Raw genomic sequence first — 21,953 nt, forward strand, 5'->3', positions numbered from 1 at the left:
ACAGGACTCGTCATGCCGAACAGCACTTTTGCTCAAACACGTCACTGCCGAGGTTTTTCCCTGCTGGAGCTGGCCGCCGTGCTGGCGTTGCTGTCGGGGTTGGTCTTTGCATTGTTATACAAGACTTCTGACGTCAGCATTCAGACGGCACTGCAAAGTACGGATTCGGCACTGAAGGCAGCCGATGAGCAATTGCGTCAGTTCGCCGCCTGGAACGGGCGCCTGCCCTGTCCGGATACCGATGGTGATGGCCTTGAGAACTGTAATGGCAGTACGCAGAAGGGCGACCTGCCGTATCGCACCCTGAAGCTGGCGGCCATCGGCTATGAAGTGGGTGAGCAGGGGGGGCGTGCGCTGCGCTACGGGGTCTATCGCAACGCGGCGGCGGAAGCCGACCTGGCGGTCAAGGACGAACGCTTCAAACCGACCAATGCCGACGCAACGGCCTACGACCTCGGCAATAGCAACAGCCTGGACCTTTGTACTGCTCTGGCCAGCGCCTCGGGACATGCGCAGAACGATGCCTACCTGCATATCGCCTACACCGATGGTGCCCGCGCGGGGATGGCGTACATGCTGGCCAGCCCCGGAGTGGCCGACGCAGACAGCGATGGCGATCGCTACGACGGCCTCAATAGCACGAGCGCAACAGGATTCAATGCTCCACAAACGCCAGTGTCCACGACCTACGACGACACCACCCGGGGGCGCGGCCTGACCGAGCTGCATGAACTGCTGCATTGCCAGGTGAGCCAGCGCTCGTTGAACCTGGCGACCAATGCCATCGCGCTGGAGGAGGAGAACATCGCCTTCGCCGAATCCAACAAGGACAGCGCCGATGAAGGTGTGATGATGAATGCCGTGGGCAGCGCCCTGACTGCCTGGTCCATGGCGCAGGCGGCAGCCGAGCTGAGCGGCGCGATGGAAGTGCAAAGCATCTCGGCCGGGCTGCTTGCCACGGCCACCGCCACCTGTGCGATACCGCCCTTTGCCGGTTGCGCACTGGTTCCGGTTTATACCGCAGCCGTAGCCGCCGCTGGCACTGGCGTAACCCTGTCCGGCTTAGCCGTCGGGTTGTCGGGGACGGCACTGGCGCTGCAGATCACGTCCACGGTGTTTTATTCGGATATTGCAAAAAAGGCCGGAGTGCCGGAAACCGCCAGTGGCGGCTCGGGCATTACGCCGGAGAGGGTCGATAGTGCATTCATCGCTTCTGAGCAATCACAGCTTAGCGCCCAGACTGCACAAGATGCCTATATGGCGGCGTTAGCGGCGTATCTTGCTGGCCCGCAGGTCGAGGCGCAAAACAGCCGCGACGCCCTGGAAACCGAGATCGGCAAGTTGTCCGGCGACCAAGAAAGCAAGGCGCTCGATGACCTTTACGGCTTCCCTCGACCGGAGGACCTAGATCCAGAGAACCCGCCGGACGAATCCAGCGTCATTCTGGGTGTTGAGCCGTCCATTGATGCCTGGCTCAAGAGCGAAGCCGTGGCGAAACAGATCGCCGAGGCAGATGACTTCGAACTGGTCGACGCCGACGGTAAACCCATCAAGGACGAAGACGGTAATCCCGTCGATCTCGGTGCCAGTGCGGGTGCGGCCAAGGAAACGGCTGAGCAACGTATCGCTGAGGTTCGCCAGAGCCTGGTCAGTGCTGGCTGTGACGGCTCCACGCCTTGCCCATTGGCCACCGCGTACGATGCGCATGTCGACGCCTACACCAAAGCGCAAGAGGCCTGGAACGAGGTCGATAAGCTGCGCGTTGCGGCTGAGGCAGCCGCCAAGAAGGCCAAAGGGGACAGGGACGCTTACGGCGCGCTTAATTGTGCCTACAACTTCAATATGGATTATGACGCCAGCACCAGTAGCTGCAAGGCAGGCGCGCCGGGGAGCGGCGCCCTGAATGACGGTATCAAAGCCCTCTGTGATCCTTCCAGCGAGGCATACGATGCAGTGTCCTGTGCCGCGGTGAAAGCCAACCCTGACTCGACGAATCCCGACCCGCTGACGATCTTCAGTGGCATGGATGATCTGGTGCGAACGCTGGACAGCAAGGGAACCGTGCAATGAACAGGTCGCAGCAATCCGGTTTCAGCCTGCTGGAAATGGCCCTGACCCTTGCGGTGCTGGGATTTCTGTTCGCGATGGTACCGATGATCCTGAGCGTGCTGGGCGGCGCACAAAGTGCTTCTCCCGCACTCGATCGGAAGAAACTTGCAGTCAACTCGGCGGTTGGCTTTATCGTCCAGCATGACCGCCTGCCGTGTCCGGATGCCAATGGCGACGGTAACGAGGACTGCAATGGCGCCCGCAGCGGGCGTTTTCCCTGGCGCACGGCAGGCCTCGGCCAGCCGCTGGTCAACGACCGCGGGTTCCCTTTCCAGTACGCGGTTTACCAGCATGCCAACGCCAACCTGGTTACGCTGCAGAGCAGCTACCAGCCGTCGCTGCTCAATGGCGGGCCTTCGTTGCAGAGAAACGCATTGGATTTCTGCCAAGGCCTCAGGTTGGGTGTGTCCGGTGGGCAGCAGCAGGGTGAAGCCAGCGTGCAGGCGCATATTGGGAGTGCGGGGGTGAATCCGGCCTTTCTGCTCGTGGACCCTGGCCCGCTTGACGCCGACCGCGACGGCAGGCCCTTCGACGGTATAAACGCCAAAGGATTGGTGTTCGAATCGGGCGGGCGCAGCCAGAGTGATGACTACGACGATCAGGTAATGGCGATGAGTTTCGCCGAGCTGGCCACCCGGCTCGGTTGCCCGAGCATCTTGGCGCGCGTCAGCGCGGCTACCCGTGATGCCAATGCGGCCTACGATGCCCAGCGCGCTTTCAAGTTCTATCTGGACTTTCGCAAATTTGGTGTGGAGGTCCGCGAAACCAATTTGGATATCGCGGAGCTCAAGCGAACCATCGCTTTGTTCAACTCGGCGGCGAGCATAGCGATGGGGCTCAATGATCTCGCCACTGGGCTCAGCAGTGCCTCAGGCGCTATCGCCGTTGGGGTGGCGGCAATCAATGCGGCAGCGGCAATTTACGCCATACAGGACGAGCTCAGCAGCACCGCAGAAGACGTCTCCGAGAAAAAGGATCAGCTAGCAACCGCCAAGCAACAGCATGAGGCTGCGAAGGTCGCTCATTCCGACGCCTTGGCCTACCAGCAACAGGCGATCGCCACGGCGCTGAATCGCGATGCGAGGGGGTGGTTCCAATGAGCGCGCGATGCAGGCAACGGGGTATGACCCTGATCGAGCTTTCCGTGGTGCTGGTCGTGCTGGGGCTGATGACGGCGGTGCTGCTGTCGCTGCTGCCCTCGTTGACCCGCCTGGCCAGTGTGGAATCAGCCATTGATGACGTCACTGGCACACAGAATGCGATAACCGGCTTCGCGCTGGCGACCGGTCGGCTGCCCTGTGCCGATATCGATCAGGACGGTAAAGAGGATTGCCCGGCGGTAGCCGGCGGTTTCCCCTACCTGACGGTGGGGCTCGGTGAGCCGCTGCGAAATGCCTATGGGTATGACTATCGGTATGCCGTCTATGTGCGCAGCGACGGCGCGCCGATGAACGATGCCAATCTTGCCAGCGCGATCGACCGCTGGCAGCCCACCTTGGTGTCTGGTTTGCCACCGGCCTTAGCACTGGAGGCGTTTGACAGCAGCACACCGCTGGATCTTTGTCGTGCGCTCGGCGTGGCACAAACCAGCGCTGCCGATAACCAGTATCTGTACCTGGAGCATTCAGGCGCACGTGAAGCAGTGGCCTATGTGCTGGCTGACCCTGGGCAGGCAGATCGTGACGGTAATGGCTCGCTGTTCGACGGGCTGAATGCTGCCGGGCTGGGCTTCGAGCACCCGGTGCGTAACAGCAGCCGGGAGTATGACGACCGTGTCAGTGCCGTGCGCTTCAACCAGTTATGGGAACAGCTGGGCTGTTCGGCACTGCTCGCAACCGCCGGTCATGCGCACCCTAATGTGCTGTCCACGCTGGCGATGTTCCGCCAGACCATTCGCGACTATAAAACGCAGCTTGAACTGGTCGAAGAGATGGCGTTTGCCGACAACTTCCAGACGGGCGCATCCATTGCCTCGGCTACAGCGTCGGTCGCGGCTGCTGCTGCCTCCGCGCCGACTGCGACGGCTTCGGCCATCAACACTATGGGAGCCACAGCTGCTGCCGTTGGCGCCTCGTTTGGCGCAATTACAGGCAACGCTGCGCTGGTGGCTACGGCAACGGCCGCCCAGGTAACGGCCATCAAGAACCTGAATAAGGTTCGTGATCAGTTGAAGGAGCTCGATCTTCTGATCAAAGAACTGGACGAGTTACATGACGGCGTCCGCATCAATGTTGTCCGCGCCGATAACGACGCGCTTTCGGCCCAGTAATTACAGAGATTCCCATGACTAGCCATACTTGTTCGCGCCAACGCGGTTTCACATTATTGGAAATGTCCGTTGTCCTGATCATCGTCGCGCTGATTGTCAGTGCATTGACGCTGGGCAGCGACTTGCAGCGCAACACCGTCTACCAGCATCTGGCGTCCAGTTTCGTCAGGGGATGGCAACTGTCGTATCTCAGCCATGCGGATCGTGTGGGCGTGGCGCCCGGCGATAGCCAGACGACACCGACTGGCAAGGTCAATGCGGCTGACGATAGCGAGCTGTGCGGTATTGCCCTGCGCAACGCCATGTACACAGCCGGGGTAACCATGCCCCAGGGGCGCGCAGAAGGCTTCGAGACTCACTACGGCTACCTCGACAGCAACGGCAACCCGCAAGACGTCAGCGCCTGCTTTGCAAACGTCGCCTGGAGCGTACCGGGCAGCAGCGCCGGGGTGTACGTGGTGCAGCGCAAGAATGTGCTGATCCTGCGCGGACTGACGCCCGATCTGGCACGCATGCTCGACAACCTGGTCGATGGCAATGCCGACGCGCGGTTTGGCAGCTTCCGTGAAGCAGGACAGGCAGCGCTTACCTCCGCCGCCAGCATCGAGTGGAGCCTGGACAGCAGCGTAGCGTACGGCGAAACCAGTGCCACCAACCTCGACGAATCCCAGGTGGTCACCCTGACCGCTTACTACCTGATGGACCGGTAATGAAAAGAGTCGAACCTGGCCTGGTTCTGGCTGACGCGCCTGAGTTGGGCAGCACGCTGATTCGCCTGGGCATCGTCGAGCCGATTCAGTTGGCCTACGCACAACAAAAGCAAGCGGTAACTGGTGAGTCGCTAAGCCAGATACTGGTTCGCCTCGGACTGGTTGCTGCCAGTGATCTGGCGCGTGTATTGGCCGAGCATCACGGGTTGCCGTACTTCAGCCAGACCGAATGGCCCGAACCCGCTGCGGACGTTCTGCAGCTGTTCAGCCGGGAGGCGTGTCTGGCACACAGGCTGTTGCCGCTTCGCGTACACGCCGGAAGTCTTGAGGCGGTACTCGGCAATGCCGATCCGCAGCGCGCCGCCAGCCTGATTCAGCGCAGGACCGGGCTGGCGGCGCGGCTTTGGCAAGGCGACTTCATTGCTGTAGCGCGCCGGATCGAGGAGGTCTATTCGCCACGACGAGGGTCGGTGCTGTCTGTCTTCGAGCAGGAGTATCGCCAGCTGTCCCTGGACGTTCAGGGCTCCTTCCCCGTCGATGAGCTGATCAACCAGATGCTGGCCTTGGCTGTCAGCGAGCGTGCAACCGATATCCATCTGCAGCCCGAGTCCCAGTCGGTGCATATGGCCTTTCGCATTGACGGCGTGCTGGTACCTATCATGGCGCTAGGGCGGGGAATGATGCGTCTGGTATCGGCGATCAAGGTTATCTCGGCCATGGACATTTCCGATAACCTGAGGCCACAGGATGGTCGCTTCTCCGTCACCATCGAAAACCAGGCCTACGACGTCCGTGTTTCCACCAGCATCACGCCACAAGGGGAGAGCGTCGTTATGCGCCTGCTACCCAAAGGAGTCTCGGTGGCAGGGTTGGAAGAGCTGGGGTTTGCGCCCGAGCATCTGCAGCGTTTACAGGCACTGTTCCAGCAACCGCACGGTATCTTTCTGATGACCGGGCCCACCGGCTCCGGCAAGACCACCACCCTGCATGCAGGATTGCGCCCGCTGGGCATGACCGGCAAGAGTATTCTGACCGTCGAGGACCCCATCGAGTACGAGCTGCCGGTCGCTGCTCAAACCCAGGTAAACCGCAAGGCCAACTACACCTTCGAAACCGCCATTCGCCATTTTCTGCGGCACGACCCGGACATCATGCTGGTGGGCGAGATACGCGACGGAGAAACGGCAGAAGCTGCGATCCGCGCTGCGGAAACCGGCCACCTTGTGCTGTCGACGTTGCACGTCAACAGCGTGTCGGGCGTGGTCGGTCGTCTTATGGCGCTGGGGATCGCGCCCCAGGCGTTGGCCGAAACACTGATCGGCTGCATCAATCAGCGCTTGGCGCGTTGCCTTTGTTCGCACTGCAAGGTGCCAATAGCTGCGCCTGAAAATATGCCTTCAGGCCTCGAAGCTCTGCTGAGGGGCGTTCAGCACTTTCGAGGCGAGGGTTGCGAGCACTGTCGTCAGACTGGCTTTTATGGCCGGTTACCTGTCTACGAAATGCTGATCGTGGACGCACCGTTGGCACGCTGGGTCGAGGATGGCGGGCGTCGCGCTCAGTTGCTCGGGCTGCTCACGGCGAGCAACCATGTACCCCTCTGGGAAACGGGTGCACGCCTCTTGCGTGAAGGGCTCACAACGGTAGACGAGCTTACGCGCGTTTTGGGTAGTCGCGAGGCTCTGGCTCCAGCCGTGCGCTGACCCTGATAGACATATGAAGACTTTCCTTAAGTTCAAAAAGATCAGGCCGGTACTTCGCAGGTTTTCTGGACGTGATCGCAATTGGCGCTGGGCGATCTCTCCGCTGTAGCTGTAAAGGTCAGGAGGCGAGAGAGGCGCGTCACGATCTCGTCGATCTGCGCTTCGTCGCAGATCAGCGGCGGCAGCAAGCGGATGATGGTGTCGCGGGTTACCGTGATGAGCAGGCGCTGTTCTGCCAGGGCGCGAACGACCAGCTCCTGGCAAGGCCTGTTCAGCTCGATTCCCGCCATCAGGCCCTGGCCACGGATGGCGATGACATCCGGGTGATCGCTAAGCGTCTTCTGCAAGCCGGCAAGCAGGCGGTCTCCGAGTACGGCGGCTCGTGCCGGCAGGTTGTCGCGCGCCATGATGTCGAGCACTGAACAGGCCACCCGGCAGGCCAGCGGATTGCCGCCGAAAGTCGAGCCGTGCTGGCCGGGCGAGAACAGGTTGGCGGCCTGGCCGCGCGCCAGGCAGGCGCCGATGGGAAAGCCGTTGCCCAAGGCCTTGGCCAGCGTCAGGACATCGGGCGCGATGCCCGCGTGCTGATAGCCGAACCAGGCGCCGGTACGGCCCATTCCGGCCTGGATCTCGTCGAGCATCAACAGCCAGTCGTGCTGGTCGCACAGGGCGCGCAGTTCCCGCAGGTAGTCGGCGCTGGCGACACGAATACCGCCTTCTCCTTGCACAGGTTCGATCAGAACGGCAACGATGTTGGGCGACTGCTCGGCCATTCTGCGCACCGCGTCGATGTCGTTGTAGGGCACACGCAGGAAGCCTGGCATCAATGGCTCGAACCCGCGCTGATTCGCGGGGTTGCCGGTGGCCGCGAGTGTCGCAAAGCTGCGGCCATGAAAGCCGTTCTCCATCACCAGGATTTGCGGCTGGGTCAGCTTTTTGCGATGGCCGTGCAGCCTTGCCAGCTTGAGGGCGGTTTCGTTGGCCTCCGCGCCCGAGTTGCAGAAAAAGGCCTTCTGCATGTCTGTCAGTGCGCACAGGCGTTCGCCCAGTCGCTCCTGCCAGTCGATGCGAAAGACGTTGGAAGTATGCAGCAGCAGCCCGGCCTGTTCGGCGATGACCGCGGCGATTTCCGGATGGGCGTGTCCCAGGCTGGTGACTGCGACGCCGGCAATGGCATCCAGGTACTCCACGCCTTGCTCGTCCCAGAGGCGTGCGCCGCTGCCACGCACGAAGGAAACGGGCTGGCGGGCATAGGCCCGCATCAGGTGGGAAGTGGCGTGTTGCATGGATCGGTCCTCGAGTCAGATGGATGGAGCAGGCAGGCGTTTCGTCTCGCTACGAGGGGCATCAGTTGGGGGGTCCCTTACCCGCTGCCGCCTCGGTGCCCGGCTGAATGGTCTGCAGCGGTGCCCGCGCCCGCCGTGGCAGACGCCCGTTGAGTACGGCATGGGCCAGCAGGCCGATCAGCAGCCCCCAGAACGCGCCTCCGATGCCGAACATCGTGATGTTGGCGGCAGCGGCCAGAAAGGTGATCAGCGAGGCTTCGCGCGTCCTGGCGTCGGCCATGGCGCTGGCGAGGCTGCCGCCAATGGTGCCGAGCAGGGCCAGGCCCGCCAGCGTGGTGATGAAGGTGGCCGGGAAGGCCATGAATACGGCGGCCAGCGTCACGCCGAATATGCCGACGAGGATGTAGAAGACGCCTGCGGCGATACCGGCGATCCAGCGCTTGTCCGGGTTTTCGTGCGCCTCCCGGCCTGTACAGATGGCAGCCGTGATTGCGGCGATGTTGAAGGCGTGCGAGCCGAAAGGCGCCATCAGCAGCGAACCGAGGCCCGTGACGGTGACGATGGGGTTGGCGCTGGTCCTGAAACCATCTCCCCGCAGCACCAGCATGCCGGGCATGTACTGGCCGGTCAGCGTGATCAGGAACAGCGGCAGCGCCACGCTCAGCAAGGCGTTGAGCGAGAACACCGGCAGGGTGAAGACGGGGGCCGCCAGCTTCAACTCCAGCCCGGTCAGATCGACACGCTCCTGCATGAGCAGGAAAGCCAGCCCCAGCACCAGGATGCCCACCACGGCATAGCGCGCCGTAAAGCGCTTGAGCACCACATAGGTGACGATCAGCAACCCGGCCAGCAGCGGGTCGATGCTCATGCCGCCAAAGGCCCTGATCCCGAATTGCAGCAGGATGCCTGCCAGCAGCCCGGCCGCTACGCCAGGTGGAATCAGCCTGATCAGTCTCTCGAACCAGCCCGACAGACCGAGTACGACGAAGGCGGCGGCGCAAATCAGGTAGGCACCGACCGCTTCGGCATAGGAGGTAGTGGCCAGCGCGGTGACGAGGAACGCGGCGGCCGGTGTGGACCAGGCCGTAATGATCGGTTCGCGTGAAAACCAACTGAGGAGGATTCCCGTCACTCCCACGCCGATCGAAATCGACCACACCCACGAAGCCGTCAGCTCCGGACTGAGGCCGGCCACCTGGGCCGCTTGGAACACCAGGATGAAGGTGCCGCCGTAGTTGACGATGACCGAAACCAGACCGGCCACGACGGGGTGGGGAAGATCGTTCAAACGAACGGACGAGGTTGGCTTGGCAGTTGGCATGGCTCGAATACGACTCCTGAAGACGCTGTGATTGACCGGCTTGAGCAGCTGTTTTATAGCGCTAAAATGGCCGGATATTCCCCGCCACTTTTTTCAAGGGATACAGACCAATTGTTCAGATACGCCCAACTTGAATCCGTCAAAGCCTGGCTCGGTGACCCCGCCCATGCCGCCTTGCCCCTGCATGCGCGTATCCAGCGGGCCATCCGGCAACTGATTCTCGACGGCGCGCTCGATGTCGGTAAGCCGTTGCCCGCCACGCGCACGCTGGCGAAATCGCTGGGTGTTTCGCGCGACACCGTCGAGTCGGCGTATGGCCAGTTGCACCTGGAAGGCTTCATCGAGCGGCGCGTAGGCAGCGGCAGCTTCGTGTCGCAACGGGTGCAACGCCTGCCTGGGCGCGGGGTGGCAGCGCGCGCGAGGGTTTCCAGGGAGGCCTTGCGTCTCAGCCAACGCGGCAGCGCGATATTCCAGGGCGGTGGCGTGCGCGACTTCCTGACGCCGCGCCCCTTTGTTCCTGGCGTACCGGAAACGCGCGGTTTTCCCCTGCAGACCTGGGAGCGGCTGGAGCGGCAGGTATTGAAGGAATACGGCACCCTGGCGCTGTTGCACAGCCCGCCGCAGGGCATGGAGCCGCTGCGCCGGGCCATCTCGGACTACGTCAATCTCGAACGCGGCGCGCACGCCACGCCCGAGCGCGTACTGGTGCTGACCAGTTCCCAGCAGGCCCTGACCCTGTGCGCCACCGTGCTGCTCGATGCCGGTGAGCGGATATTCATCGAAGACCCCGTCTACCACGGTGCGCGCAAGGCGTTCGATGCGGCTGGCCTGGCGTGTGTGCCCGTGCCGCTGGATGCCGACGGCATGCGCGTGGAACATCTGCGTGATGCCATACAACCGGCCAAGGCGGTATTTCTCACCCCTTCGCACCAGTTCCCGACCGGGGCAACGCTGGCGCTGGACAGGCGTCTGGCCGTCATCGAATGGGCGCGGCAGCACCAGGCCTGGATCATCGAGGACGACTACGACAGCGAGTTCCACTACGCCGGCAAGCCCACGGCATGCGTGCAGGGGCTGGACCCGCACGAGCGGACGATCTACATCGGCACTTTCACCAAGTCGCTGTTTCCCGGCCTGCGCATTGGCTACATGATCTTGCCCTCACCGCTCGTGGCGCCGATGACCGTGGCGCGCACCCTGCTGGACGGGCACAGCGCGCCGATTCCGCAACTGACGCTGGCACGCTTCATCGAGGGCGGGCATTTCGGTGCGCATGTGCGCAGCATGCGCGCCGTTTACGCCGAGCGACGCGATGTGCTGGCACATCTGGTGCGCACACACCTTGCCGATTTCGTGGAAGCACGGGTTCCGGCAGGCGGGATGCAGATGCCCTGCGTCTTCATCCGTGACATTGCCGAGCGTGAAGCCGTGGATAGCGCGCGCCGTGCCGGCATCGACCTGCTCGGGCTGACGGCGCTGCATGCCTCGCACGAGCACAGGGGCGGTTTTCTCATGGGGTTTGCCGCCCATGCGCCGGCGGAGCTGGAAATCGCCGTCAAGAAGCTTGCGGATGTGCTGCGGGCGCTGAGTCGCTGAGGTCCATGAAGCACACGTCCAGCCTCTCGTTGACTGCTGGATGAATGTTGCCGCCCGCGCCTGGATAACGCTTGGCCAAGACCCACACTGGATTCGCTTCCAGCTGTAGGTCGGGTCATGCTTCATCGACCCGACAAGCGGACAGGATTCGCTTCCAGCAGCTTCAGCGCAACTGCGCCTCGGCCAGCGTCAGTGTGCGCGGGATGCGCTCGGCATCCCAGCGCGGGATGGCCCAGGCCAGGAGTTCACCGGGCAGGGCATCTTTCAGCTCGGGGGCGGTGGGTTGGCCGAGGGCGCGCAAGGCGCGCAGCAGCAGCGGTACGGCTTCGTCCGGGCGCAGCGGCGGGGAGCGGTAGCTCTTGCCCAGTTTGTGCCCGTCCGGCTGGATGATCAGCGGCACGTGCAGGTAACGCGGCTGCGGCAGCCCGAGCAGTTCCTGCAGATAGAGCTGGCGCGGGGTCGAGTCGAGCAGGTCGGCGCCGCGCACCACGTCGGTCACGCCCTGCCAGGCGTCATCCAGCACCACGGCCAGCTGATAGGCGAACAGGCCGTCGCGGCGACGGATCACGAAATCACCGACGTCGCGCCCCAGGTGCTGGCCGAATTCGCCCTGGACGCGGTCGCTGAAGCGGTATTCCAGATTTGGCACACGCAGGCGGATCGCGGCGTTTTCCAGCGGCTGGTTGGCGTCGCGACAGAAACCGGGGTAGGCGCCCGGCCAGGCTTCGAGCTGTTTGCGCGAGCATTGGCAGGGGTAGGCCAGGCCTTCGCGCAGCAGGCGTTCGATGACCTGTTCGTAGGCGTCATGGCGCGCGCTCTGGCGCTGCATCTGGCCATCCCACTCGAAGCCGTAGCGCTGCAGGCTTTCGACAATGGCGGCCTGCGCACCGGGCATCTCCCGTGGCGGGTCGAGGTCTTCCATGCGCAGCAGCCAGCGGCCACCGACGGCGCGGGCGTCAAGATAGGAGGCAAGGGCCGCGACCAGCGAGCCGAAATGCAGATAGCCGCTGGGTGTCGGCGCGAAGCGTCCAACGTAGGCGGATGTCAGGGAAGGGGATGAAGACATGGGCCGGCTCGGGTGCTGATCGGCGAGGCGGAAGGTGGCAGGATGCACAAATGAAGCGGGGCGCCGTAGCGCCCCGTTCCGGGATCAGGAACCGATCTGCTTTTCCTTGATCTCCGCCAGCGTCTTGCAGTCGATGCAGAGTGTGGCGGTGGGGCGGGCTTCCAGGCGGCGGATGCCGATCTCGACGCCACAGGAATCGCACCAGCCGTATTCGTTGTCCTCGATCAGCTGCAGGGTTTCGTCGATCTTCTTGATCAGCTTGCGCTCGCGGTCGCGGGCGCGCAGTTCCAGGCTGAACTCTTCTTCCTGGCTGGCGCGGTCGGCCGGATCAGGGAAGTTGGCCGCCTCGTCCTGCATGTGATGCACGGTGCGATCGACTTCCTCCATCAGTTCCAGTTTCCACTTGTTGAGGATGCCGGTGAAATGAGCGCGCATCTTGTCGCTCATGTATTCCTCACCTTTGGATTCCTTGTATGGCTCGAAGGCGCGAATCAGTTGGGTGCTGTTTTTCGTTTTGGTAATGGGCATGGATGAACGCCTCTCGCTATGTCCATTGCGCAGGATGATGGATCCCTCTGCCGGCCCGTGCCGGCCCTGCGGCTACAAGCGGGCGAACTTACCAGATCGTATCGGGGTGCGCTACTCCCGAGTATCACGGTGGCTGCGGCGTCAGGGGGACCTTGGGTAGAATCGGTTTTTTGTTCTCATCAGGAAGGTCACATGACCTCGTCTTACAGTGCACGCAGCCGCGCAATCGAACCCTTTCATGTCATGGCGCTGCTGGCGCGTGCCAATGAACTGCAGGCGCTGGGGCGTGATGTCATCCACCTGGAAATCGGTGAGCCGGACTTCACTACCGCTGCGCCCATTGTTGCGGCGGGCCAGGCTGCGCTGGCCGCCGGCCACACCCGCTATACGGCTGCCCGAGGGTTGCCGCAGCTGCGTGAAGCCATCGCCGGGTTCTATGCGCGGCGTTATCAGCTGTCTATTGACCCCGAACGGGTACTGATTACTCCCGGCGGTTCCGGTGCTTTGTTGCTCGCCAGCAGTCTGCTGGTCGATCCGGGCAAGCATTGGCTGCTGGCGGACCCCGGTTATCCCTGCAACCGGCACTTCCTGCGGCTGATCGAAGGCGCCGCGCAACTGGTGCCGGTGGGGCCGGAAGTGCGTTACCAGCTGACGCCGGAACTGGTCGCCCGGCACTGGGATGCGGACAGCGTCGGCGCCCTGGTCGCATCGCCGGCCAACCCCACTGGAACGCTGCTGAACCGCGATGAACTGGCCGGGTTATCCAGCGCACTGAGGGCGCGTGGTGGGCATCTGGTGGTGGACGAGATCTATCACGGCCTGACCTACGGCGTGGACGCCGCCAGCGTGCTGGAGGTGGACGACGAGGCTTTCGTACTCAACAGTTTCTCCAAGTATTTCGGCATGACCGGCTGGCGTCTGGGCTGGCTGGTTGCGCCGCCCGATGCGGTAGCGGAGCTGGAAAAACTGGCGCAGAACCTCTACATCAGCGCGCCGACCATGGCTCAGCATGCGGCACTGGCCTGTTTCGAGCCGGCCACGCTGGAGATTCTCGAAGCCCGCCGCGCCGAGTTCGCCCGCCGTCGCGACTTCCTGCTCCCGGCCCTGCGCGAGCTGGGCTTCGGCATCGTGGTGGAGCCCGAAGGCGCCTTCTATCTATATGCCGATATCAGCGCCTTTGGCGGCGATGCCTTCGCCTTCTGCCAGCACATGCTGGAAACCCAGTTCGTCGCCATTACCCCAGGGCTGGATTTCGGTCGGTATCAGGCCGCGCATCATGTGCGCTTCGCCTATACCCAGGATTTGCCGCAGCTCGAAGCGGCGGTCGAGCGCATTGCTCGCGGTCTGCAGAGCTGGCAAGGCTGATGCGCTTTTCCAGCCCGCTGGAAGCGGGACGACTGGTACGCCGCTACAAGCGCTTTCTCGCCGATATCGTCAGCGATGACGGTGAGTCGTTGTGCATCCACTGTCCGAACACCGGCTCGATGCTCAATTGCATGGGCGAGGGCGCACGTGTCTGGTTCCAGCGCAGCAGTGACCCCAGGCGCAAGCTGCCGGGCACTTGGGAACTGGTGGAAACCCCGCAGGGACGACTGGCCTGTGTGAATACCGCGCGTGCCAATCGTCTGGTGGAGGAAGCACTGTTGGCCGGGGTGATCGAGGAGCTGACGGGTTTTATCACTCTCAGGCGGGAAGTCGCCTACGGCACGGAAAACAGCCGGGTGGACTTTCGCCTGGATTACCCGGCGGGGCCGGCTTTCGTCGAGGTCAAGAGCGTCACTCTCGGCTTCGGCGATACGGCGGTGGCGGCCTTCCCCGATGCGGTCACCAGCCGTGGCGCGCGCCATCTGCGCGAGCTGGCGGCGCTGGCGCGTGACGGCGTGCGTGCCGTGCAGTTGTATTGCGTGAACCTGAGCGGTATCGAGGCGGTGCGCCCGGCCAGCGAGATCGACCCGCTGTATGCCGCCGCCTTGCGTGATGCAGTGGCGGCGGGTGTCGAGGTGCTGGCCTACGGCGTGGAGATATCACCCGAGGAAATCCGCCTGACCCATAGGTTGCCAGTGATTCTCTGAGGTCTTTCAGTCAGTGTGCGGCGTTACACGCCAGATGATGTCGCCGACGTCGTCGGCCACCAGCAGGGCTCCGGTGCTGTCGACGGCGACGCCCACGGGGCGGCCCAGGGCTTTCTCGTCGGCGCTGACGAAGCCGGTGAGGATGTCCTCGGGGGCGCCGTCCGGTCTGCCATCCCTGAACGGCACGAAAACCACCTTGTAGCCACTGCGCGGCTTGCGGTTCCAGGAGCCATGCTGGCCGATGAATGCACCGTTGCGGTAACGCTCCGGCAGCAGTTCGCCCTCATAGAAGGCCAGCCCCATCGAGGAGGTATGCGCGCCCAGGGCATAATCGGGAACGATGGCCTTGGCCACCAGATCCGGTCGTGGCGGCTTGGCGCGCTTGTCGAGGTGCTGGCCGAAATAACTGTAGGGCCAGCCATAGAAGCCGCCGTCCTGCACCGAGGTCATGTAGTCGGGCACCAGATCGCTGCCGATTTCGTCGCGCTCGTTGACGGTGGTCCACAGCTGGCCACTGTCCGGTTGCCAGGCCAGCCCGTTGGGGTTGCGCAGGCCCGAGGCGAACAGGCGCAGGGTCTTGTTCTGCGGATCGACTTCGAGGATGGCGGCGCGGTTCTCCTCGGCGGCCATGCCGTTTTCGCCGACGTTGCTGTTGGAGCCGCTGGTAACGTACAGCCGCGCGCCGTCGCGGCTGGCGATCACGTTCTTGGTCCAGTGGTGATTGATGGGGCCGCCCGGCAGGTCGACCACCTTCTCGCCCGGCGCGTCGATCCGGGTGGCGCCTTGCTCATAGGGGAAGCGCAGCAGGGCGTCGGTGTTGGCGACGTAGAGCCAGTCGTCGAGCAGCGCCATGCCGAAGGGCGAGTTCAGGCCTTCAAGCAATACCGTGCGCTGTTCCGCTACTCCGTCGCCATCGCTGTCGCGCAGCAGGGTGATGCGATTGGCGCTTTCGCCGCCGGAACCGGCACGTGCCATGGCCTTCTTCATGACCCAGCCGCGCAGGCCCTGGTTGCCTTCCGGCTTGGGCGGCGCGTCGCTTTCGGCTACCAGCACGTCGCCATTGGGCAGGACATGGAGCCAACGCGGATGGTCGAGGTCGCCGGCGAATGCCTCGACGCGCAGGCCGGGTGCCGCGTGCGGCTTTGTGCCCTCGGGCCAGCCGGTCGCCTTGGCGATATTGACGGTGGGAATCAGCGTCTTGTTGGGCTCGGGCAAGATCGGGTGCGGCCCGTAACCGGAACCCACAGGCAGTTTTGCGGTTTCGCCGCAGCCGGCAAGGCCGAGCATGAGTGCTGCTGTCGCCAGCAAGGCGGGACGGTTGTGCATGGCGTGTTCCTGCATAGGGATGATTCAGGGATTCTGTTCACTGTCGCGGCCCTGCTGGTCGCAATCCTCGACCGTATTGGCCGCATGCTGCTCCAGGCGCGGCATCAGGACGAAGATCGCCAGCGCAAAGCCGGTGGTCAGCACCGCCGTAGCCTCGTGCCCCAGCCCGCAGGCAACGCCGATGGCCGCCGTCAGCCAGATACCCGCCGCCGTGGTCAGGCCTTTCACGTCCTGAGCCGAGTTGCCCTTGAGTATGGTCCCGGCGCCCAGAAAGCCAATACCGGCAATGATGCCCTGCATGACCCGCGATACATCGTTGAGCGGCATGCCGGCTTCCATTGGCACCAGCACGAACAGCGCGGCGCCCAGCGCCACCAGCATGTGGGTGCGCAGGCCTGCCGCCTTGCCCTTGTGCTCGCGCTCGTAGCCGAGCACGCCGCCGAGCGCCGCAGCCAGCAGCAGCCGTACCGAGACGCGGGTGGCGTGTTCGAGATCGGGAAGGTCGGAAAATTCCGATGCAACGGTGCGGCTCACCACTTCCCACCATTCCATGCGTTTCTCCTTTCGACCGTGCGACGGCTGCTGTTCTGCTGTTCTGCTGTTCGAGTCTGCTGCCTGTGCGCGGTTCACTCGATGACCTCGAAGCGCAACATGCCGATCATCTGCCCCGCTTCGGTCATGACCTGCACGCGCCACTTGCCTGCGGCGGCAGTGGGGAAGTTGCGCTTGTGGGTCCAGGCGCGATACCCCGCCTTGCGTCCGCCGCTGATGTCGAGCGGGATGCGGTCCACCCTTCGACCGTTGTGCACCCATTCGTGATAGATGCGCTCCTTCAGGCCGCGTGGCGCATTGATCGCGGTGAAGGCGAACAGCCCCTCGGCGTGCAGCTCGGCCAGGCTCACTTGATTGAGGCGATTGCCGGGCTTGCGCGAGGCATTGTCCATGCTCATGGTCACGGCGACGTCCGTCAGCCACAGGGTTGCCGGCGGCACCCAGGTGCGCCCCAGCCAGCCGGCCATTGCAACAACGATGGCCAGTAATGGAATCGCGATCAGGTTTTTCCAGCTCCACTGCGCAAACAGCCCGCGCAGGCTCGGCAGGGCCAGCAGGACGGCGATGCCCAGTGCCCAGAGATAGCTCTGCGGGGTCGACAGATGGAAGATGATCGGCAGCGCCGTGAGCAGCACCGCGAACAGTGTCAGTGCATGGAATGCCAGGTAGAGCCAGCGCTTCGGCGCCAGCCATTTGTAGTACAGCGGGTCGATCAGCGAGACCAGCGCGGCCATTCCCAGGATCACCGTGAACACCGACTGGCCGCTGTTCCAGGTGGTGGTGACGAAGAAGAACGGGATGATGAAGAACAGGCTTTCCTGATGCACCATCTGGGTGACATAGCGCAGCAGCGGCGGCGGCACCTTCCAGCCGAACCGGCGCTCCAGACCGCGACGCAGGGTGTTTTCCAGCATCAGCCAGAGCCAGCTGAACAGCATCACGGCGGCGATGACCTTGGCCAGTCCGGCCTGGCGCTCCACCAGCACGAAGCTGGCGATGCCCGAGCAGAAGCCGAACAGCGCGATGCTGCCGGGGTAGCGGCTGATCAGGCGCGAAACCCGGTTGAAGAGGGCGGTGAGCCAGGGTTTCAGCGTCATGCCGGACCTCGAAGGTGTTGCCGGTTGAGAGGGCGCCCGGCGGCCATGGGAGCGGTTACCGCCCGCGAATTCAGGCGGCGGTCGCCCGCTCGATGGCGGCGCGCACCTCGCTGTAGGCGCGTGCCTTTTCCGCTGGCAGGCGCACCAGCGGCAGCGCGATGGTTTCGCACAGTTCATCGAGAAAGGCATTGTCTTCGCTCGCCGGCTCCATCTCGATGGCGCAGACGGGGTCGAGCGTCTGCCGGTCGCACAGGAGGAAATCGAAACAGCCCGCCGAGATTCTGTTGGTCGCCTGATACCAGGGCGCTCGTCGGGGGATGGCCGTCACTTCGACCACCTCGGCGACACGTATCTTGCACAGAATCAGGTAGTCATTGGCCACGGCCTGTTGCAGCAGTGCCAGCAGCTCGCGCTCCTCGGCCTGCAGGACAGGTCGTCTGAGCTGATAAGGCATGCGCAGCGCCGGGTGCCGGTATTGCCGCTGCTTGATATAGAACACCAGCGCAAAGCAGATGAAGGCAACCAGCACCAACCCCAGAAAAGCCATCATCGAACACCTGCCTGCTGGCTTGAAAAGGGCAAGCGAAGCGGATTTTTGCCGGAGTGACGCGGTACGGGCATGGGAAAGACTCCTGCATGGATAGGAATTGGAGCGGGTGAGGGGTGGGTAAGTTCGTACCGCGGCTGAGCTGCAAGTTATCCCGCTTATCTGTGAGGCGTTCTGTGGATAACCTTGGGGCTAACCGTTCGAGCCCACTCAGGACCAGCGTTTCAGAGGGTTGTACAGTTTTTATCCAAACGATGATCAAGCTGCTTCAGGGCACGCAGGAGATGTGATGGCAAGTCTTTTATCCTTGATTTACAAAGGATTTTACAGGAGCGAAGAGAATTCTGGCACTTATCCACGATTGCTGTGGAGCAGCTTGTGGATAACAACGGGTGAACTCTCCGCAACCCACGTGCCCACTGGGCTGGGCGCAAGTGTACGTTTTTTACCCTGTGCAGCCGCTGTTAATCTGCTGTCATGCCCATGCGTTCGGCATCAGCAACCTTTCATGCGTGCAGGCGTCACTAGGCAGCCAGGGCGTAGTCGGCAAACAGGTTTTCGAAAAAACGGAAGCTGGGCATGACGAATCTCCTTCAGTGCTGTGGTAATAGCGTAGGCGCAATGACGATGAGCTGCTCTTCGCTTGTGTCAATGACCTCGATAGCCTTGTATACGCAGGTTATCCACGATCCTTGTGCACGGCCTTGTGGATAAGCTCTTTGCAGACTTGCCCAAAGCCCGCCGGGCGTGGCGTAGCGGCTGTTGGTGCTTTATTGATCAACCGTCGCCCGGCGTTGTAATTCATTGATATTCAGGCGTTTTGCGTGGTTCATCATCCCGCAGCCTAATGCCTGGGCATTCATCCGGCGTGCGCGTGATTGCCAGCCGCTGGGCCGCGTCGGACACTGCCTGCCCGACGTCAAAAGACATCCCACATTCCAATGGAGAGCCAGATGAGTGAGAGCATCCGCTTCGACGACAAGGTGGTCATAGTCACGGGCGCCGGGGGCGGCCTCGGGCGTGCCCATGCGCTGCTGTTCGCCCGCCATGGCGCGCGCGTCGTGGTCAATGATCTGGGCGGCAGCGCTCAGGGCGAAGGCGCCAATCGCTCGGCAGCCGACCAGGTCGTGGAGGAAATCCGCCAGGCCGGCGGTAGCGCGGTCGCCAGTCACGATTCGGTCACCGATGGCGGGAAGATCGTGCAGCAGGCGCTGGACAGCTTCGGGCGCCTCGACATGGTGGTCAACAATGCCGGTATCCTCCGCGACAAGTCCTTCCACAAGATGGAAGACGCCGACTGGGACGCGGTCTACCGGGTGCATGTCGAGGGTGCCTACAAGGTCACGCGGGCCGCATGGCCATACATGCGCGAACAGGGCTATGGCCGGGTGATCTTCACCTCGTCCACCTCCGGCATCTACGGCAACTTCGGTCAATCCAACTACGGCATGGCCAAGCTCGGCCTCTATGGCCTGACCCGTACCCTTGCGCTGGAAGGCCGCAAGAACAATATCCTGGTCAACGCCATTGCTCCCACCGGCGCCACGCGGATGACCGAAGGGCTGATTCCGCCGCAGATCTTCGAGCAGCTCAAGCCCGAGCTGGTCAGCCCGCTGGTGGTGTACCTGGCCAGCGAGCGTTGCCAGGAAACCGCCGGCCTGTTCGAGGTGGGTGGCGGCTGGATGGCCAAGGTGCGCTGGGAGCGCAGCCGCGGCGCGGGCTTCGACCCGGCGGCGGGCTTCGATGCCGAAGAGGTCGCCGCGCGCTGGGAGGATATCTGCAGCTTCGACGATGCCACGCATCCAGCCGACAACATGCAGGCGTTGCAGGAGATGATGGCCAACCTGCGCAAGTACGGCTGACCGCGGCCGCGATTAGGGTCGCAAGGGCGTCGTCTGCCTCTGTTCAGTCGTTGCGATGCGGTCGTTTTGCGTGGTTTTCACGTTCTTTGCAGCCTGCCGATCAGGGCGCGCACCTGCTGTATTTGCGTATTCAAATCAGTGACGGCATGTTTGGCTGCGCTACTGAGAGCACTCGTTTCATTGGCCGACTGGTTGATCCAGCTGAGCTTTTCCGAGATTTCCGTGGCTGCCATATATTGCTGCTCGACGACGCCCGAGGTCCGGCTGCAGGCCTGGGTGATCTGCTCGAAGGAGTCGACCGTTGCGGCCAGGGTCTGATCCGAAAGGCTTGCGTTGCTGACGGCGGTCAAGGCCAGGCCATCGCAGCGCGCCATGGCCTGGGAACTCTCGGAGACCGTCTGGCTGAAGGCGTTGAGTGTCTGGCCGATCTGTTCGGTCGAGGCCAGGGTACGCTTGGCCAGGTTGCGCACTTCATCGGCTACCACTGCGAATCCGCGACCTGCTTCTCCGGCACGGGCGGCCTCGATCGAGGCGTTGAGCGCCAGCAGGTTGGTCTGCTCGGTAATTTCTCCAATGACGGCCAGTGAGCTGGCAACGCCCTTGCTGGCATCGCTCAGTTGAGCAATGGCGGTGCTTGCCTTGTGCAGCTCGGAAGACAGTTGATCCATGCTGGCGCGGGTGTCGTGTGCCAGCCTCTGGCCCTCGAATACCCGCTGAGTCGCCTGTTGTACCTGGCTCAGCATGGCATTGGCCTGGCTCGCGACTTCACTGGCGGTGGCCGACATTTCCTCGGTTGCCGCGGCAATGGTATCGGTTGCCATGGACTGCCGGCCTACGCTTTCAGCCGCCTTGTGGCTGTTGTCGCTGGCAATGTTCACGCCTTGGTCCAAGGCTGCAACCAGGTCCGAAAAACGTTTGAGCACTGCGTCCAGCTCTGCCTGCTGGGAGATCATGGCAAGTTCGATACTGCCGATGTCGTCCGTTCTGCCAGTAAAGATCTTTTCGGTCAGGGGGTCGTCAACCAGCGTTCTGGCGCGCTTGACGGTTTTTCTCAGGGGCTTTGTCATGTACCAGACGGCACTGTATGCGAGCAGGCTGAACAGCAGCCAGACGCCGGCGGCCTGCAGAAGGGAAGCCGTGAACGACTGGCTGATGCTGCAGAGTGCGAGCAGCAGGATTGTCGTCAGTGCCACTGACGTGTGGTATGCGGGAGTGCGACGTGGGCGGGGCAGGGGGACAGCTCCCTTGGCGGGCTGGGTCTTGCTCAGGTTTGCGTAAATCTCTTCGGTGCGCTTCTGCACGCCGGGGTCGAGGTTCGAGCGTATCGACTGCAGCTCAACGATGTTGCCGTTGTCATCGATAATCGGGATGGCGTAGGCGCGCACCCAGTAATGATCGCCGTTCTTGCAGCGGTTCTTGACCGCACCCAGCCAGCTCTTGCCGGATTTCAACCGTTGCCACATCTGTTCGTAGGCCGCGCGCGGCATGTCGGGATGGCGAACGATGTTGTGCGGCTGTCCGATCAGTTCTTCGCTGGCGAAGCCACTGATGCGAATGAACTCGTCATTGATATGGGTGATATGACCTTTGGCATTGGTCGTGGAAAGAATGTTGGCGGCAGGGTCTACGGGAATGTTGCGTTGCGTGACAGGTGTGTTGAGCCGCATGAAATAGGCCCTGAGGGTCTGAGTCTATGGCGCCGCACACCGAACCCTGGAGGGTTATCGGGCAAAAATGCATGTCGGGATATTCGGGTTACGCCTGAACGAATTCCTGCATTGCGCTGGCGGGTACTTGTCCGTACTTTTCATGTGGACTGCAGGGATTTTCTCATTCTGCAGGGATAAAACCTTTATTCGCGGGAAGGGTTTTCTTTGATAGAGGGCAAATTGCCGTCTTGAGGGCTGGCGCA

18 protein-coding genes are annotated in these 21,953 nt (G+C 62.8%); 9 read left to right on the plus strand and 9 right to left on the minus strand.

The genetic code is table 11. From position 1 onward, the window contains the following. Nucleotides 1-12 precede the first annotated feature (12 nt). From G7020_RS15595 to G7020_RS15615, 5 genes are read left to right on the plus strand one after another with little or no spacing between them, the layout of a single operon-like run. Nucleotides 13-2,070 carry a prepilin-type N-terminal cleavage/methylation domain-containing protein gene (locus tag G7020_RS15595; RefSeq protein WP_181086076.1) on the plus strand — a complete coding sequence of 686 codons (2,058 nt, stop codon included), beginning with the start codon at nucleotides 13-15 and terminating at the stop codon, nucleotides 2,068-2,070. Further along, complete coding sequence (locus G7020_RS15600; protein WP_181086078.1) at nucleotides 2,067-3,209, plus strand: type II secretion system protein; 1,143 nt, start codon at nucleotides 2,067-2,069, stop codon at nucleotides 3,207-3,209. The genes G7020_RS15595 and G7020_RS15600 overlap by 4 nt, the downstream gene beginning before the upstream one ends. After that, nucleotides 3,206-4,378 (plus strand): prepilin-type N-terminal cleavage/methylation domain-containing protein, encoded by a 1,173-nt coding sequence (locus G7020_RS15605; RefSeq protein WP_258189368.1) that lies wholly within the window; start codon nucleotides 3,206-3,208, stop codon nucleotides 4,376-4,378. Before G7020_RS15600 ends, G7020_RS15605 begins: the two co-directional genes overlap by 4 nt. A gap of 14 nt (nucleotides 4,379-4,392) precedes the next feature. Further along, nucleotides 4,393-5,088 carry a type II secretion system protein gene (locus G7020_RS15610; RefSeq protein WP_181086081.1) on the plus strand — a complete coding sequence of 232 codons (696 nt, stop codon included), beginning with the start codon at nucleotides 4,393-4,395 and terminating at the stop codon, nucleotides 5,086-5,088. After that, on the plus strand, nucleotides 5,088-6,788 hold the full coding sequence (locus tag G7020_RS15615; protein ID WP_181086083.1) for a GspE/PulE family protein: 1,701 nt from the start codon (nucleotides 5,088-5,090) through the stop codon (nucleotides 6,786-6,788). Before G7020_RS15610 ends, G7020_RS15615 begins: the two co-directional genes overlap by 1 nt. 41 nt (nucleotides 6,789-6,829) lie before the next feature. Here G7020_RS15615 and G7020_RS15620 read toward each other — a convergent pair whose 3' ends face one another. After that, entirely contained in the window at nucleotides 6,830-8,074 is a 1,245-nt protein-coding gene (locus G7020_RS15620; protein WP_181086085.1) for an aspartate aminotransferase family protein, read from the minus strand. A 61-nt stretch (nucleotides 8,075-8,135) separates the two neighbouring features. Continuing rightward, nucleotides 8,136-9,395, minus strand: coding sequence for a benzoate/H(+) symporter BenE family transporter (locus G7020_RS15625; protein WP_181086087.1), 1,260 nt, complete (start codon nucleotides 9,393-9,395; stop codon nucleotides 8,136-8,138). 111 nt (nucleotides 9,396-9,506) lie between these two features. On the opposite strand from G7020_RS15625, the gene G7020_RS15630 reads away from it, so the two are divergent. Next, nucleotides 9,507-10,991: a PLP-dependent aminotransferase family protein gene (locus G7020_RS15630; protein ID WP_181086089.1), complete on the plus strand. Its 1,485-nt coding sequence runs from the start codon at nucleotides 9,507-9,509 to the stop codon at nucleotides 10,989-10,991. Nucleotides 10,992-11,154: 163 nt separating this feature from the next. On the opposite strand, the gene gluQRS is transcribed toward G7020_RS15630, so the two are convergent. Together gluQRS and dksA are read right to left on the minus strand one after the other, a co-directional pair. Then, complete coding sequence (gluQRS, locus tag G7020_RS15635) at nucleotides 11,155-12,057, minus strand: tRNA glutamyl-Q(34) synthetase GluQRS (RefSeq protein ID WP_258189369.1); 903 nt, start codon at nucleotides 12,055-12,057, stop codon at nucleotides 11,155-11,157. An 84-nt stretch (nucleotides 12,058-12,141) separates the two neighbouring features. Then, nucleotides 12,142-12,585, minus strand: coding sequence for an RNA polymerase-binding protein DksA (dksA, locus tag G7020_RS15640; RefSeq protein WP_181086096.1), 444 nt, complete (start codon nucleotides 12,583-12,585; stop codon nucleotides 12,142-12,144). 192 nt (nucleotides 12,586-12,777) lie between these two features. On the opposite strand from dksA, the gene G7020_RS15645 reads away from it, so the two are divergent. Both G7020_RS15645 and sfsA read left to right on the plus strand, forming a co-directional pair. Continuing rightward, the gene (locus G7020_RS15645) at nucleotides 12,778-13,950 is read left to right on the plus strand and encodes a pyridoxal phosphate-dependent aminotransferase (RefSeq protein ID WP_181086098.1); all 1,173 of its coding nucleotides are present in this window, start codon (nucleotides 12,778-12,780) and stop codon (nucleotides 13,948-13,950) included. After that, nucleotides 13,950-14,657, plus strand: a complete 708-nt coding sequence (gene sfsA / locus G7020_RS15650) for a DNA/RNA nuclease SfsA (RefSeq protein ID WP_181086100.1) — start codon at nucleotides 13,950-13,952, stop codon at nucleotides 14,655-14,657. The genes G7020_RS15645 and sfsA overlap by 1 nt, the downstream gene beginning before the upstream one ends. A gap of 6 nt (nucleotides 14,658-14,663) precedes the next feature. Here sfsA and G7020_RS15655 read toward each other — a convergent pair whose 3' ends face one another. The 4 genes from G7020_RS15655 to G7020_RS15670 form a co-directional block, all read right to left on the minus strand. After that, nucleotides 14,664-15,983, minus strand: a complete 1,320-nt coding sequence (locus tag G7020_RS15655; protein WP_181086102.1) for a PQQ-dependent sugar dehydrogenase — start codon at nucleotides 15,981-15,983, stop codon at nucleotides 14,664-14,666. Between the two features lie 24 nt (nucleotides 15,984-16,007). Then, the gene (locus G7020_RS15660) at nucleotides 16,008-16,535 is read right to left on the minus strand and encodes an MgtC/SapB family protein (RefSeq protein WP_181086104.1); all 528 of its coding nucleotides are present in this window, start codon (nucleotides 16,533-16,535) and stop codon (nucleotides 16,008-16,010) included. Nucleotides 16,536-16,609: 74 nt separating this feature from the next. Next, nucleotides 16,610-17,632 (minus strand): DUF5924 family protein, encoded by a 1,023-nt coding sequence (locus G7020_RS15665; protein ID WP_181086106.1) that lies wholly within the window; start codon nucleotides 17,630-17,632, stop codon nucleotides 16,610-16,612. A gap of 70 nt (nucleotides 17,633-17,702) precedes the next feature. After that, complete coding sequence (locus G7020_RS15670) at nucleotides 17,703-18,182, minus strand: DUF2726 domain-containing protein (protein WP_336509726.1); 480 nt, start codon at nucleotides 18,180-18,182, stop codon at nucleotides 17,703-17,705. A gap of 950 nt (nucleotides 18,183-19,132) precedes the next feature. Between G7020_RS15670 and G7020_RS15675 the strand changes: the two genes are divergently transcribed. Beyond that, nucleotides 19,133-20,041 carry an SDR family oxidoreductase gene (locus G7020_RS15675; protein ID WP_181086108.1) on the plus strand — a complete coding sequence of 303 codons (909 nt, stop codon included), beginning with the start codon at nucleotides 19,133-19,135 and terminating at the stop codon, nucleotides 20,039-20,041. A 77-nt stretch (nucleotides 20,042-20,118) separates the two neighbouring features. Here G7020_RS15675 and G7020_RS15680 read toward each other — a convergent pair whose 3' ends face one another. Beyond that, nucleotides 20,119-21,708, minus strand: coding sequence for a methyl-accepting chemotaxis protein (locus tag G7020_RS15680; protein WP_181086110.1), 1,590 nt, complete (start codon nucleotides 21,706-21,708; stop codon nucleotides 20,119-20,121). Between the last annotated feature and the right edge of the window lie 245 nt (nucleotides 21,709-21,953).

The organism is Stutzerimonas stutzeri (assembly GCF_013522825.1).
Classification (GTDB): domain Bacteria; phylum Pseudomonadota; class Gammaproteobacteria; order Pseudomonadales; family Pseudomonadaceae; genus Stutzerimonas; species Stutzerimonas stutzeri_AK.

What these genes read in the sequence shown, in the direction of transcription:
- G7020_RS15660 (WP_181086104.1), bottom strand. Translation starts at nt 16,535, where the DNA reads ATGGAATGGTGGGAAGTGGTGAGCCGCACCGTTGCATCGGAATTTTCC.
- G7020_RS15670 (WP_336509726.1), bottom strand. Translation starts at nt 18,182, where the DNA reads ATGATGGCTTTTCTGGGGTTGGTGCTGGTTGCCTTCATCTGCTTTGCG.
- sfsA (WP_181086100.1), top strand. Translation starts at nt 13,950, where the DNA reads ATGCGCTTTTCCAGCCCGCTGGAAGCGGGACGACTGGTACGCCGCTAC.
- dksA (WP_181086096.1), bottom strand. Translation starts at nt 12,585, where the DNA reads ATGCCCATTACCAAAACGAAAAACAGCACCCAACTGATTCGCGCCTTC.
- G7020_RS15610 (WP_181086081.1), top strand. Translation starts at nt 4,393, where the DNA reads ATGACTAGCCATACTTGTTCGCGCCAACGCGGTTTCACATTATTGGAA.
- G7020_RS15680 (WP_181086110.1), bottom strand. Translation starts at nt 21,708, where the DNA reads ATGCGGCTCAACACACCTGTCACGCAACGCAACATTCCCGTAGACCCT.
- G7020_RS15625 (WP_181086087.1), bottom strand. Translation starts at nt 9,395, where the DNA reads ATGCCAACTGCCAAGCCAACCTCGTCCGTTCGTTTGAACGATCTTCCC.
- gluQRS (WP_258189369.1), bottom strand. Translation starts at nt 12,057, where the DNA reads ATGTCTTCATCCCCTTCCCTGACATCCGCCTACGTTGGACGCTTCGCG.
- G7020_RS15600 (WP_181086078.1), top strand. Translation starts at nt 2,067, where the DNA reads ATGAACAGGTCGCAGCAATCCGGTTTCAGCCTGCTGGAAATGGCCCTG.
- G7020_RS15655 (WP_181086102.1), bottom strand. Translation starts at nt 15,983, where the DNA reads ATGCACAACCGTCCCGCCTTGCTGGCGACAGCAGCACTCATGCTCGGC.
- G7020_RS15675 (WP_181086108.1), top strand. Translation starts at nt 19,133, where the DNA reads ATGAGTGAGAGCATCCGCTTCGACGACAAGGTGGTCATAGTCACGGGC.
- G7020_RS15615 (WP_181086083.1), top strand. Translation starts at nt 5,088, where the DNA reads ATGAAAAGAGTCGAACCTGGCCTGGTTCTGGCTGACGCGCCTGAGTTG.
- G7020_RS15665 (WP_181086106.1), bottom strand. Translation starts at nt 17,632, where the DNA reads ATGACGCTGAAACCCTGGCTCACCGCCCTCTTCAACCGGGTTTCGCGC.
- G7020_RS15645 (WP_181086098.1), top strand. Translation starts at nt 12,778, where the DNA reads ATGACCTCGTCTTACAGTGCACGCAGCCGCGCAATCGAACCCTTTCAT.
- G7020_RS15595 (WP_181086076.1), top strand. Translation starts at nt 13, where the DNA reads ATGCCGAACAGCACTTTTGCTCAAACACGTCACTGCCGAGGTTTTTCC.
- G7020_RS15620 (WP_181086085.1), bottom strand. Translation starts at nt 8,074, where the DNA reads ATGCAACACGCCACTTCCCACCTGATGCGGGCCTATGCCCGCCAGCCC.
- G7020_RS15605 (WP_258189368.1), top strand. Translation starts at nt 3,206, where the DNA reads ATGAGCGCGCGATGCAGGCAACGGGGTATGACCCTGATCGAGCTTTCC.